The organism is Acinetobacter sp. YH12138, from assembly GCF_015218525.1.
Classification (GTDB): domain Bacteria; phylum Pseudomonadota; class Gammaproteobacteria; order Pseudomonadales; family Moraxellaceae; genus Acinetobacter; species Acinetobacter amyesii.
The window spans coordinates 1-13,443 of sequence record NZ_CP048671.1 but is presented as its reverse complement, the minus strand read 5'-3'; the positions used below and the strand labels follow the sequence as shown (position 1 = coordinate 13,443).

The 13,443-nt window shown below is 39.2% G+C and carries 10 protein-coding genes and 6 pseudogenes; 6 read left to right on the top strand and 10 right to left on the bottom strand.

Annotated features, from left to right (window positions below; translation table 11 throughout):
- Positions 1-157: 157 nt before the first annotated feature.
- Both G0029_RS16200 and G0029_RS16195 read left to right on the top strand, forming a co-directional pair.
- On the top strand, positions 158-1,681 hold the full coding sequence (locus G0029_RS16200; protein ID WP_180110273.1) for a cryptochrome/photolyase family protein: 1,524 nt from the start codon (positions 158-160) through the stop codon (positions 1,679-1,681).
- 3 nt (positions 1,682-1,684) lie between these two features.
- On the top strand, positions 1,685-1,837 hold the full coding sequence (locus G0029_RS16195) for a DUF2256 domain-containing protein (protein WP_160241406.1): 153 nt from the start codon (positions 1,685-1,687) through the stop codon (positions 1,835-1,837).
- Here G0029_RS16195 and G0029_RS16190 read toward each other — a convergent pair.
- Positions 1,834-2,088 (bottom strand): TIGR03643 family protein, encoded by a 255-nt coding sequence (locus G0029_RS16190; protein WP_004976999.1) that lies wholly within the window; start codon positions 2,086-2,088, stop codon positions 1,834-1,836. The genes G0029_RS16195 and G0029_RS16190 overlap by 4 nt on opposite strands.
- Positions 2,089-2,312: 224 nt before the next feature.
- Here G0029_RS16190 and G0029_RS16185 point away from each other — a divergent pair.
- A pseudogene (locus tag G0029_RS16185) lies at positions 2,313-3,203 on the top strand (IS5 family transposase).
- 137 nt (positions 3,204-3,340) lie between these two features.
- Here G0029_RS16185 and G0029_RS16180 read toward each other — a convergent pair.
- The 5 genes and pseudogenes from G0029_RS16180 to G0029_RS16160 form a co-directional block, all read right to left on the bottom strand.
- Entirely contained in the window at positions 3,341-4,009 is a 669-nt protein-coding gene (locus G0029_RS16180; RefSeq protein ID WP_180110272.1) for an Imm43 family immunity protein, read from the bottom strand.
- A 12-nt stretch (positions 4,010-4,021) separates the two neighbouring features.
- Positions 4,022-6,484: pseudogene (locus G0029_RS16175) on the bottom strand (RHS repeat-associated core domain-containing protein); the annotation flags it as partial.
- 79 nt (positions 6,485-6,563) lie between these two features.
- Positions 6,564-7,037, bottom strand: a complete 474-nt coding sequence (locus G0029_RS16170) for an SMI1/KNR4 family protein (RefSeq protein WP_180110271.1) — start codon at positions 7,035-7,037, stop codon at positions 6,564-6,566.
- A gap of 2 nt (positions 7,038-7,039) precedes the next feature.
- Positions 7,040-7,354 (bottom strand): annotated as a pseudogene (locus G0029_RS16165) (HNH endonuclease); the annotation flags it as partial.
- A gap of 103 nt (positions 7,355-7,457) precedes the next feature.
- Positions 7,458-8,390 (bottom strand): annotated as a pseudogene (locus G0029_RS16160) (IS5 family transposase).
- A 432-nt stretch (positions 8,391-8,822) separates the two neighbouring features.
- On the opposite strand from G0029_RS16160, the gene G0029_RS16155 reads away from it, so the two are divergent.
- Positions 8,823-9,254 carry a hypothetical protein gene (locus G0029_RS16155; protein WP_180110270.1) on the top strand — a complete coding sequence of 144 codons (432 nt, stop codon included), beginning with the start codon at positions 8,823-8,825 and terminating at the stop codon, positions 9,252-9,254.
- 10 nt (positions 9,255-9,264) lie between these two features.
- On the opposite strand, the gene G0029_RS16150 is transcribed toward G0029_RS16155, so the two are convergent.
- Complete coding sequence (locus G0029_RS16150; RefSeq protein ID WP_180110269.1) at positions 9,265-9,432, bottom strand: hypothetical protein; 168 nt, start codon at positions 9,430-9,432, stop codon at positions 9,265-9,267.
- A gap of 98 nt (positions 9,433-9,530) precedes the next feature.
- Positions 9,531-10,689, bottom strand: a pseudogene (locus G0029_RS16145) (IS3 family transposase).
- 120 nt (positions 10,690-10,809) lie between these two features.
- On the opposite strand from G0029_RS16145, the gene G0029_RS16140 reads away from it, so the two are divergent.
- Both G0029_RS16140 and G0029_RS16135 read left to right on the top strand, forming a co-directional pair.
- Complete coding sequence (locus G0029_RS16140; protein ID WP_180022336.1) at positions 10,810-11,136, top strand: hypothetical protein; 327 nt, start codon at positions 10,810-10,812, stop codon at positions 11,134-11,136.
- A gap of 162 nt (positions 11,137-11,298) precedes the next feature.
- Complete coding sequence (locus tag G0029_RS16135; protein ID WP_227591942.1) at positions 11,299-12,606, top strand: ISNCY family transposase; 1,308 nt, start codon at positions 11,299-11,301, stop codon at positions 12,604-12,606.
- An 89-nt stretch (positions 12,607-12,695) separates the two neighbouring features.
- Here the strand turns inward: G0029_RS16135 and G0029_RS16130 are convergent, their stop codons facing one another.
- Complete coding sequence (locus tag G0029_RS16130) at positions 12,696-13,067, bottom strand: hypothetical protein (protein WP_227591936.1); 372 nt, start codon at positions 13,065-13,067, stop codon at positions 12,696-12,698.
- A gap of 118 nt (positions 13,068-13,185) precedes the next feature.
- Positions 13,186-13,442, bottom strand: a pseudogene (locus G0029_RS18580) (ISNCY family transposase); the annotation flags it as partial.
- Between the last annotated feature and the right edge of the window lies 1 nt (position 13,443).

Genomic DNA, 13,443 nt, shown 5'->3' with positions numbered 1-13,443 from the left:
TATTGCAGCAATCATGATTCCTGTGCAATGTATGCAATCCAAGACGATCATTTAGCCGTGTTGAATTGGCTCAACATGTGGGGTGATTTTTATTTTCACAAAAAATTGAACTGCCTAGATTTACACTTCGCTATCTTTGATCAGGTCTGGAGTGGCTATGCGTTTTGGTTTAATTTTGGGTGACCAGCTTCATCATCAGCTTGCTACGCTCAAAGCGCTGGATCGTACCCAGGATGTAATCCTAATGGCGGAAGTTGTGGAGGAAGCCACGTATGTTGCCCACCATCCACAGAAAATTGCCCTGATTTTTAGCGCCATGCGTCATTTTGCCAAAGAGCTCAAGGCCGAGGGCTGGCGTGTACGTTACCATGCTTTTCAGTCCGGCAGTCCGATTCGTAGCCTACTGGATTTTGTGCAGGGACAGCAACAGCTATTCCCTGTCACAGAACTGGTCATGACCCAATGCGGAGAATACCGCTTGCAGCAGCAGATTGAACAGCACTGGAGCCAGCAGCTGCAACTGCCGGTACAGTACCTGAATGATGAGCGTTTTTTCTGCAGTCCGGAGCAGTTCCGGTACTGGGCCAGCCGTTACCAGACTCTGCGCATGGAATATTTTTATCGGGAAATGCGCAGGCAGACCGGCTACTTAATGCAGGGACAGCAGCCGCTCGGACAACAGTGGAACTATGACAGTGCCAATCGCAAGGCCTGGTCAGGCAGTCCGGCATTGCCTCCAGCACTTCATTTTGAACGGGATCAGATTGATCTGGATGTACTGGAACTGGTTGAACGCGAGTTTTCCCATCACTCTGGCAGTCTTGCCGATTTTCACTGGGCCACCACGCGCAGCAATGCCCTGATTGCATTGGAGCATTTCATTGCCCACAGTTTGCCGCATTTTGGAGACTATCAGGATGCCATGGTTCAGGGTGTAGATATGGTGTTTCACAGCCTTCTATCGCCTTATCTGAACTGCGGCTTGCTGCTGCCAAGAGAAGTCTGTGATGCGGCAGAAGCGGCCTACTGTGCCGGTCATGCACCACTGAATGCGGTGGAGGGTTTTATCAGGCAGATCCTTGGCTGGCGCGAATATGTGCGTGGAATTTACTGGCTGTACATGCCGGAGTATGCCGGCCGCAATGCGCTGCAGTACTCAACACCGATGCCACAATTTTACTGGACTGGCCACACCCAGATGAACTGTATGGCTGAGTGTTTCCGTAATACCTTTCAGCATGCCTATGCACATCATATTCAGCGTTTGATGGTGACTGGCAATTTTGCCTTATTAACTGGTTTACACCCTCAGCAGATCAGCGAGTGGTATCTGGCAGTCTATGCCGACGCCTATGAATGGGTAGAACTACCGAACACACTGGGCATGGTAATGCATGCCGATGGCGGCTTGATGGCCAGCAAACCCTATGCGGCTTCGGGCAATTACATCCATAAGATGTCGGATTACTGCAAACACTGTAGCTACAATGTCAAAACCCGTACCGAGCCAGACAGCTGTCCGTTCAACAGCCTGTACTGGTATTTCATGATCCGGCATGAAGCGATATTCCGTACCCATCCACGTATGGGCATGATCTATCGGCAGCTGGACAAACTGAAAGATCGGCAGCAGATCATCAGCCATGCCCAGCAGCTTCTTAGCCGGATCAATGAGTTATAAACGATGAAAAAACAGCATCTCCCTGAAAAAATATGTATTCACTGCTTGCGCCCTTTTACTTGGCGCAAAAAATGGCAACGCTGCTGGGAGGAAGTCAGATACTGTTCTGAACGATGTAAACGTGAGTCCAGACAGCGGTCAAAATCAAACGCTTAGAAACGCTTGTATTGCCGTGAACAATAGGCCCGTATCACGTCGGGTGAACGCAGTTGCAGATGTTTAGTTTTTCGGCCGGTGACGCGTTCACGCCACATTTTAAAACTCGATGCTTTCATATTTTGACGCATCAAGCGGATCACCGCCGCTTCATTTAAACCATACTCACATAAAATAGCTTCAAAAGGAGTTCGATCTTCCCAAGCCATTTCTATAATTCTGGATAAGTCCTCTTCAGAAAATTGATTCATACCATTCTCGTTTTTAATCATCACGAAGCGTCAATAAGCTTTATCGACTTTAATCTGACTAAAAGAATAACAATACAATCATGAATTTTTTGTGATTTTTCTGTAGTTTAGGTACTCAGCACGAATAAAAGGGCTAGTTAAACTAGCCCTGTTAAGTCTTAGTTACCCCTATAAGTCGAATATCCATAAGGACTTAAAACGGCTTTGTTGCACAAAGATTTGAAATACAAAGCCACAGGGCACTAATAAATCGAGGAAATATCTCAATTTGGTTTGATCCTAAGACTCAATGGTATGCTCACTCTAAAGGCAAACATGGTCGTAATCAAACTTATTCCGACTCAGCCATTCAATGTTGTTTAATGATCAAATCTCTATTTCGCATGTCTTTACGTATGGTCACAGGTTTTGTTCAGAGCCTGATTAAACTTTGCGGATTAGATTGGACAGCTCCAGATTACAGTACGCTTTGCCGTAGACAAAAGCATATTGATGTTTCGATTAATTATCAGAAAAGTAACGATGGACTTCACCTACTCGTGGACTCCACTGGTTTGAAGTTTTTAGGTGAAGCTGAATGGAAACGTAAAAAGCATCAGCCCGAATATCGTCGCCAATGGCGTAAACTCCACATTGGTATTGATGCTGAAACCTTGCAAATACTGGCAGTTCAGCTCACGACAAACAATGTCAGTGATTCACAGGTACTTGGTGACTTACTCGATCAAATTCCACAAGATGAGCAGATTGACTCTGTTTATACCGATGGAGCTTATGACACAAAGCACTGCCGACAAGTCATTTCAGATCTAGATGCACATGCGGTGATTCCACTTAGAAAAAATGCGAAGCCATGGAAAGATAAAAAGACCAGCTCGCTAGAGCGAAATGAATTACTTCGTACTGTTAAACATATAGGTAGGACGCTATGGAAAAAATGGACAGGATATCATCGTCGAAGTTTGGTTGAAACCAAGATGTATTGCATCAAATTATTAGGCGATTAATTAACAGCAAGGAGTTTTCCAAGTCAGGTGAATGAGATTCGTGCACGTGTGGCCGTCTTGAATAGATTCACAGAATTAGGTCGCCCTCATACCCAAGTTGTCTCTTAAATTTGGAATACTTGGGATAGTTTTATCTTCCTAATCTTTATGCAACAAAGCCTTTTACAACCTCCAATGGTACTATTATTTTTAAAGGAAGTTAATAATATTCATATCTGTTTCTAAAATTACAGTTTACAATATCATTAGATCGGCCACACATATTCATTCACTTCATTTTCTTCTAAAAACATGACATTAAAATCATCTGAATCTCTCCACTTTGCTGTAGAAACAATATGAATTTTTATATCATTAAACTCGATTTTTTCTATACCATTTTTAACAATTTCACTTATGAAAAAGGTATCTTGTGCTGGATCAATATCTTTAATTTTAAAAATATTCTCATTTATACTTTCTAATATTTGAACTTTTTCTAAAATCAAAGCACCTTCACTAAACTCATATTTAGATTTATTTAAATCAATTACGTCAATGTAATTTACTAAATTATTAAATCTAAAAATAAAATATCCTTTTTCATCAATTGCTTCTAATTTTTCACTCACTACATTCACATTTAAAAAGTCAGCATTTATATAATTTTGTAAAATTTTTTTAAAATGTTCATTAACAACATAAATATTTTTATTAATATTTCGAAATGACATTTTAGTTTTTTTACTTTTCAGAACTAAAATTCCATTTTTAGGTAATTCACAATCTCCGCTAGTTTTATAACTATACCAAGGTAAAGAACCTGGCTCTATACTTGAATTAGCCTGTTCTTTATCCGAATATAAAATTGCATCCTCAACAAGAGAAATTGGGCAATTTTCACTTTGTGTAGCACTTAAAACGAAATAATTCATATTTATTCAATCCTAACTTAATCTAATTGGGTTACTTCCAGGTGCTGATAAAACAACTCTCATACTAGTTTGTACGTTTGCAACCTTTTCTCGTGCTTGTGCTGCAGTTATTTTTCCATCATTAAATTGATTTTCAATCCTAATCAGTTTTTGATTTATTAATGTAGAATATATCGGGTGGGACCCGCAATGATACAATTTACGTTTCATTTGTTTTGCCTTTGCTTCACTATCTGGCATTAATACTCCATTTTCAGCCTTATCCCTATTCCCACCAATACCGATATCATCAAGAAAGTCCTTACGTTTTGCCCAAATTTCCTCAGGAATTATATGATGTGCTTGTAAATGATCACCTGTGACTCCTCCTAGGTTTCTATTTAATGTAGTGCTACAAAGCCCTAATCTATCAATCCACCCCGTCGGATTTTTAACATACATATATGCATTATTTCCACCTAATAAACTAATTGGATCTTTACTTACAAACCTTCCCACATAAGGTGAATAATACCTATGACGGTTGTAGTGAAGTCCTGTTTCTTGATCGAAATATTGCCCTTGAAAGCGAATATTGTTCGATATAATTTCTGAGTTTTCAAAGAAACTTGATTTTGCCTTTTCAGCCTTACACTCACCCCAAGCCTTATATTCAGCCTTCCAAATGATCGAACCTGTGTGGTCACTCATTTCTTGTGGTGTACCTAAGTGGTCGCAGTGGTAGAACCATACATCATCAAAGCCTTTGCTTTGCTTGGTGGTTTTCCAGAGTGGGTCACGATGTACACTATACGGCTTGTCTGACCAATCAGGTGTTTGATGTAACTCTATTGGGCTTTGATATACCGCTTGTAACATCGGTACAAAGCTGTCTTTTTCATAAATGTAGTGTTTGGTGGCTTGTTCAGTCGATTCATAAGCCAATGTGTCACCATCCCATCCGTAGATGATATTTTGTTCATCACCTGTGTGGTGGTGCTTACTCCGCTTTTGTATTCTTCGACCTAAAGCATCATAACGATACTCTGCCGTGTATTGACTGTTACGGCTTTTGATCATGCGCCCATAGACATCCCATTCAAGGTTTAAATCACCTTGGGTAGATTTCTGTCGAACCAATTGTCCGTATGCATCATATTGGTATTGTTGGTCGAGATATTCTTTCACCACGTTATTGACTAGACGGTTGTAGCCAAAGCCTTTTTCTTCTGTTTGTTGTTGGTGGCTTTGGTCATGATTTTGCGCTTTATCATCATTGTAACGATCTATGATGTTACTAGCAGGGTCAAAGTTAAAGGTCTCTTTACCGAGTTTACTGCTTGCTTCAAGTAAACGTCCTACAGGATCGTATTTGTAGGCAATGTTACCACGTCGTGTATCCTTGATCGCAGTCAATTCACCTGTTTTATCGTATTGATACAGTCGTTGAATCAATTGACTGGTCTGTTGCAGCGCATTGTTCTGTTGGTTATTTTTTTCTTTGTACTGGCTTTGGTAGCCATTGTCATGTTCATTGAGCATGATTTGGCTGTGTAAGCGTCCTACAAGGTCAAACTGTTGTTCTTGGCTGATGCCATTGGCGTAGTGTCTTGTGATTTCTCGATGTAAATCATCTCTTTCAAAACTGACTAAATCCTGTCCATTGACAATCAGGCTTTGTACATGACCTGTACCATATGTAAGCCAGTCAATATTTTGTCCGTCTGGGCGTATGGTTTTGATTCGGTCATTGATTTCATCGTAGCTGTGTTTCCACACCGCTGTTTTATGACTCTTGTAATCTTGCTGATGTTCTTTGATCACATTACCCGCAGCATCGTAGAACCATTGTAGGTTACTTTCTGCATTCTTGGCATGCAGAATACGTCCCATGTAATCGTAAGCAAATTCTTCAGTCTGTTTCTCTTCTAGTTCTAAGCCATAGTGCCCATAGCCTGCGGTACGTTGTTCCAAACGTCCCATACTGTCAAAGATGAATTGTTGAATTCGGTCTTTCGGTGCTGCACGGTCTTTTAAATCTTGTCCATAAGCTGACGCAACCTCGATACTTGTGGTGAGTCGACCATTTAACTCATCATAATGATAAATTGTTTCTTTGTCATCGAAATCAATTTCCTTAATCAAACGACCGCCAGCATCGTAAACAAATTCGTAACTTGCACCATTTTCATTCGTCAATCGTTTTAGGCGTCCTAAACGATCCCATTGATATTTTAGCGTATGGTTTAATGCATCGATGCGTTTGGTTATTAAACCTGCTGCATCGTATTCATAGCGTGTCTGCTGTTGCTTAGCATCAACGTGAGCAATTAACCGTCCTTCAGCATCATGGACAAAATGTTCTTCAGTCCCATCAGCATGTTTGATCTTTTCCAGTTGACCAAAGGCATTGAGGGGTAAACCTTTGATGATGGGTTCTCGTTGTTCTGTGGTCAGATCACTATAGAAGTATTCAACTTTTTGTTTTAAGACAATTTTAATTACAATGATATACCCTTTATAACCATATGGCTTTAGGTCAAAAAATTGTAATCCTTAATCAAGCTCATTTAAGTTATTCATCAGGATCATAAAGTTTATCTAAAAATTCATTAAACGAATTAGCGACTTTAACCATGTTGTATGGTAGCCCATCCTCCTTTGTTGGTTCGTCTTCTAATTCATGATCTTTATAAATAATTTGACCGTAATCGTTATCATTAATACTAATACCAAAATAGTTTCCAGCAGGTGACTCAGCTATCATTATAATTCCCTTTGGATTTTGCCAACCTATTTCATCATAAATATCTATAAGACTATTACCTGCGTCATTTGATATTTCATAAAAATAATTTATTGAATCACCAGCATCAACTCCATCAGGAAGAATAAAATCTACATAAGATTTTTGTGGTCTACCACCATTAAAAGTTTCTATAAAAGACTGATATTCACTTGGTAACTTTTTACCAATTTTTTTTTCAAAATTAGCAAGTAACTTTTTATCAAGCAAAGGCCCTTCTTCAATCATGATAAAATCAGACATCTTTATTCTCCTCTAGCTCCTGATGCACCACCTCTATGGGTAAATTGTCTATGCACAGCTCCATCCACTAATTCCATATCATTCCCATTACCACTATGATGCCAAGTTTGTCCTTTAGGACTAGTATCTGGCCAACTGCCAGCTCTTTGACCACTTTGTCTTTTGTTTATTCCATAAACTTCATTGATATATTTTTCACCTTTCTGCTGTTCAAGTTGCTCCCACGCCTTTGAAAAATCACCTGTTTCAGGTGGTGTTATTTTACTTTCAGGCAAACCAGTCATTTTAATATTAACATTTTCAGATTTGAAATCACTAAAGTCTGGGTAACGCTGATTATCTGGAGGACCGTTTTTATAAGGAACCTCGGCTTTGTTGCATAAAGATTAGGAAGATAAAACTATCCCAAGTATTCCAAATTTAAGAGACAACTTGGGTATGAGGGCGACCTGATTCTGTGAATCTATTCAAGACGGCCACACGTGCACGAATCTCATTCACCTGACTTGGAAAACTCCTTGCTGTTAATTAATCGCCTAATAATTTGATGCAATACATCTTGGTTTCAACCAAACTTCGACGATGATATCCTGTCCATTTTTTCCATAGTGTCCTGCCTAAACGTTTAACTGTTCGAAGTAATTCATTTCGTGCTAGCGAGCTGATCTTTGTATCTTTCCATGGTTTCGCATTTTTTCTAGGTGGAATCACTGCATACGCTTGCCGATCTGCAATGACCTGACGGCATTGCTTGGTGTCATAAGCACCATCTGTATAGACAGAATCGATTTGTTCATCTAAAGGGATTTGAGCAAGTAAATCTTCCAGTACCTGTGAATCACTGACATTATTTGCGGTGAGTTGTACAGCACGTATTTGAAGGGTTTCAGCATCGATACCAATATGAAGCTTACGCCATTAGCGACGATATTCAGGTCCATGTTTCTTACGCTTCCATTCACCTTCACCTAAAAACTTTAGGCCAGTAGAGTCTACGAGTAGATGGAGACTACCACTACTTTTTTGATAGCCAATTGCAATATTGATATGCCTTTGTCTTCTGCACAGTGTGGAGTAATCTGGCGCTATCCAATCTAATCCACAAAGCTTAATCAGACTTTGGACAAAGCCTTTGACCATTCGCAAAGACAATTTAAATAAAGATTTGATCATTAAGCAGCATTGAATAGCAGTATCGGAGTAAGTTTGATTTCGTCCATGTTTGCCTTGTAATTGTGCATACCACTGGGTCTTTGGATCGAACCAAATAGCAATATTCCCACGATTAATGAGGGCTCTGTTATATGCGGGCCAATTGGTTGTGCGGTAGATTTTGTGTGTAGGATTCTTCATTTGAAGATTATATTGCTGAAGAAGCCCTCAAGAACAGCTTTGTGCAACAAAGCCAAATTGAAGTAATAATCGTTGTTTCATCCATAAACAACTCATCCATATTTACAATTTCACCTAATCCAGCACCATTTCCTCATTGATTTTTATTCATTTTCACATTGTAATAGATAATAGTTAAAACCATTCAGACAAAGAATATTAATTATGAAGGGCTTTGTTGCATAAATATGTAAGCATCTGATTTAAATAAATTTAATTTTGGATCAAAAAACAATCAAAACTTTTAAAATCATATAGTTATGAAATCTTTGTGCAACAAAGCATATCCTGATGCATATCGATTAGAGTGGTTTTACAGTTAAACAAATGAATATGGATTTTGTTTTAAATTATTAGATAATGGTCTCTATAAGAACCAAAGAATTTTATATCATGTTTAAAACATTACTATTTTCCATCTTATCTTTCTTTATTTTAACTAGTTGTACTCAAGCCAAGAATGTTGATTCTAGAGTATATGAATGTGTATCAGGCAGTACAGAACATACTAAGCATTGTGAATTAAAAAATTATAAAAACAAATATTTAAATGAAGAAGTAAAATACTATTTTCAACAAGTTGGAAAAGGTAAGTTTGAAAAAGAGGTGCGAGAATATGCGAGGAACTATGTTCAGGCATCTGAAGAATATTGTGCTATGAATACAAGTTTCGCATTTGTAGATATTCCTAAAGACAAAAATAAAATTTATGAAGAAACAGCTTCTTGTTTACAAGATCAATATGTGCAATTAGTTAAAAACTTACATTCTATGACAGATAGGGCGACTCAGACCATTATTCAGAGAATTACTAAATCACCCTAGATAGTGAAGATTATTGCAGCATCGCAAATCGGTTTTTGTAGGTCATTTGAAGACCTGCTATGGCAGCTTGCCCTGCATCTCCAATTCGTCCATCAATATCTCCAGAGTCACGGACTTTGAAATATTTCATACGGGCATCATTTTTAGCATGCTCATAAGCCTTTCCTGCTTGATCCATTCCTATATCTTCAATGGTTCCTCTAGCATCAGGCTTTTTCCAATCTCCACCAAAAACGGCTTCGAAAATATATTGGAGTACTGAAAGTCCACCTGATCCTAGACAGTATCGTGGACAAAAATCCCTCTAAATTCTTGAAATATTTCTGTTCAAAGGCTTCTGGGCTTAACCAGCCGTTTGCGGAATGCCTTCTGACCCGACTGTAATAAATCTCAATATAGTCAAACAAGACAGTATTCGCTTCTTTTCGAGTGGCAAACGCACTGCCATGGACTACATGACCTTTCAATGTATGAAAGAAGCTTTCGGTCACTGCATTATCCCATGAGCAGTATACTGCGCAAGGCCTCCTCTAGACATACTTTGAATACAGTTATTCGTTAATAATAGCGCCCTAAAATCACGACTACAGTACTGTGAGCCTGAGAAGCACTGCTTCGCAAGTGAATGTACCATAACACCCGTTGGATACCCCTGACGAGCCATTGCATAATTAAATGCATCACACACCAATTGACGGTCTATTCGATGGCTGGTTTGCCAACCCACAATACGACGGCTAAATAGATCCAGCATCACACATAAATACAGCCAACCTTGCTTGGTACGGATATAGGTGATATCCGTTGTCCAAACCTTGTTAGGCTGAATGACTGTAAATTGACGCTCCAACAGATTTGATGCTGTAGGCAAACGATGTTTTGAATCTGTCGTATGCTTGTATTTACGTGCAATCCTGCTACGTAAACCAAGCTTTTTAAGCATTCTTCCAACGGTTCGTTCGCTCATGCTGTAACCCAAATCATGCATGTCATGTACCAATGAAGGTGCACCCAATCGTGCATGATGCCGCCAATATACGGCTTTTAAATCATTATATTTTTGCGCTGTATTGGCCTGGCGTTTTCGCCAGGCATTTACAGACAGAAGATACAGTGACTCCATTCACAGCTAGATCTTGAATTACCGTGTACTTTTCTTGGCATGATCTGTCAGAAAGTACACATGCGCTTTTTTTAAGATGTCATTGGCTTCCCTGAGCTGTTTGACTTCTTTCTCTAATTCTAGGATCCGCTGTAGTTCTGGTGAAAGTTGACGTTTGCTTGAACCTGCCGGATTGGTTTCACGAATCCGTTTATCTAATGTTGAATAACCCACACCTAATTTCTGGGAGATTGCAGCTACTGACTCGTGTGAGTTTGAAAGTGCATAATCAATTGCTTGCTGTTTAAATTCAGGACTAAAACGTTTGCCCATTTCTTGTATCTCCAAAGTTAACGTTACGTTATCTTTAGAGGGAAGTACTGTCCATTATTTTGGCTAGGATCAATGTTGTTACAGTATCGCATGGGAAAATTGATGGTAAGGGAAAATAAAATGAATGAACTTTTAGAATTTGTACAGAACTATTCGAGACCCACAGAAACTCATTACCACTATGCTGAATTTACGAAAAATGTTGAAAATATTTACGATGGTTTTAAAGATAATTTCCCTATAGAAATGCAGGAGCAATTAGGTACTTTAATTTTCGATATGGAAGTAATAAATGGGTTAGCTTTATGCGATTGGGATTTAGCTAACAGACCAACTGAATGGAATGATTGGAATACTGATTATAAAGAAGATGCTGATAATTTAAAGAAACAACTTGTGAGTATCTTAACTGGGGTACAAAAAGAATATATAAGAATTTTAGACTAATTTTCTCTCCATTTAACATAATGGCGATTATACGAAATTTTAATGTTAGAACCCATTTAAAGTGTCTATATTCTCACCAATAAAAATGTCTAGTTTATGATGGTTTTTATCACCATGGACTGGATATAAATATAGATGCTGATCACTATGTCTGACAAATAAATTCAACGGCTTGCAGTTCTGCAAGACGTTCGAGATCATCGTATTACCCAGGTCCGTGCTGCTGAAATCCTAAATCTTTCCACCCGTCAAATTACCCGGTTATTGCAGAAGCTCAATCAAGATGGTGTCTCAGGTATGGCACATGCCAGTCGTGGTCAACCTGGCCATCGTCGCCATGATGACTTGTTAAAATCAAAGTGCCTTTCCATTATTGCTGAACATTTGCTGGGCTTTGGACCCACCTTGGCGCATGAGAAGCTCAGCAGCATATTTGACCTGAATATCCCGGTAGAAACGCTTCGGCGCTGGATGACGGCCAATGACCTGTGGATTCCGCGATCCAAGCGCCTGAAGCGTCCATATCAGCCACGTTATAACCGGGATTGCTTCGGTGAACTGATCCAAATTGATGGCTCATATCATGACTGGTTTGAAGGTCGAGCTGCAAAATGCTGCTTGTTGGTTTATATCGATGATGCCACTGGAAAGCTGTTGCATCTGCGCTTTTGTGAGGCTGAAACGACCTTTGACTACATGCTTTCAACCCGAGCCTACATTGAACAATACGACAAACCTCTAGCCTTTTATAGTGACAAGCATTCGGTATTCAGAGTTAATCAGAAATCCAGGCAAGACAGCCAGATTACGCAATTTGGGCGGATTCTGAATAATTTGAACATCGATATTATCTTTGCCAACTCACCCCAAGCCAAAGGTCGTGTGGAACGTGCCAACAGAACCCTTCAGGATCGTCTGATCAAAGAGATGCGCCTGGAAGGCATCGGTTCGATTGCAGAGGCCAATATATGGTTACCCTGCTTTATTGAGCAGTTCAATCAGAAGTTCACCAAATGTGCGCGAAACTCAAAGAACCTGCATCGGCCATTAACCGAATCTGATCTTGAACTGGATGATATTTTTACCTGGCAGGAACCGCGTAAGGTCACCAAGAATCTGACCCTGACCTATGACAAGTGTATTTATATGCTTGAACCGACAGAGCTGAATCATAAGCTTGTTGGGCAATACATTTCATTTCTGGAGTACCCGGATGGTACTGTGGCAATCATGCATGAAGGACGGAAGATCAACTATAGCGTCTTCAATAAACTGGCTGGACTACAGCAGAATGATGTGGTTGAGAATAAAAGATTAGGTTCGGTCCTGGCCCATATCCAGCAGCAACATGAGGAATTGGAGAAACAGAATAAACGTTCCCGTCTCAAGAAAAGTATGCCGAGTCGTAAAGCTCAGAAAGTTGTTATTGAACAAAGAAATTTAAATCCTGTGCTTGACTCTTGTAGTTAAAAACAGGACATTTTAAATGGTTTATCGCATAGACATTTTAATTGGGGAATAACACCTGAACTACAATCAGGGCTTTATGTATCTCTATCTTACACTTCAACAAGTATTGATTCGCCTGTAGAGCAGTCTCCATTACGCCATTGCCAGTTTTCAATTAACTTAATTTTCCCATTAGCTTGGATCTGAATCTCAGTATTACACTCCCCTATACGTAATTCATTCATCTCATTGATGTGGTGGTACGCCATAGTGAAAGTTTTTTCAGAAGTCATCAAACCTAGTAAATGTCCATTGGTAATACTGCCACCAGAATAGGTAGCTTCTATACGCTCACCTACTTGGTAATAATTAAAAATAGTCTCGTGAGATACTTCTCCATTAGATGTATTTTTAGCATTTACAAATTTTTTATTATTTAGATTTAAGTTCATTTTACTTTTTAATTTCCCTAAAACTAACATGATACACGTTATATGAAGTTCTGGAAATGAATCTATTACACTGATTTTTATGTATTTTTAAAGTTTAAAGCCTAGACCAGTGTCTAGGCTTTTTTTGTTATTCCCAAGTAGAAATGTCCTATATGGACATTTCCAAGTCAAGCACAGGATTCAGATTTCGTTGTTCAATCGCTGTTTTCTGTGCTTGTCTTCGTGGCATCGTTTGAGAATGATTGCGTTTGTTTTGGTGTCCCAGTTGTTCATGCTGTTGTTGAATATGTGCCACCACAGAACCCAAACGTTTATTCTCAACAATCTCTCGTTGATTGAGCTGACTTAATTTATCGAAGATGCTGTAATTGATTTTCTTCCCTGATATTCAATGGCTACAGCACCA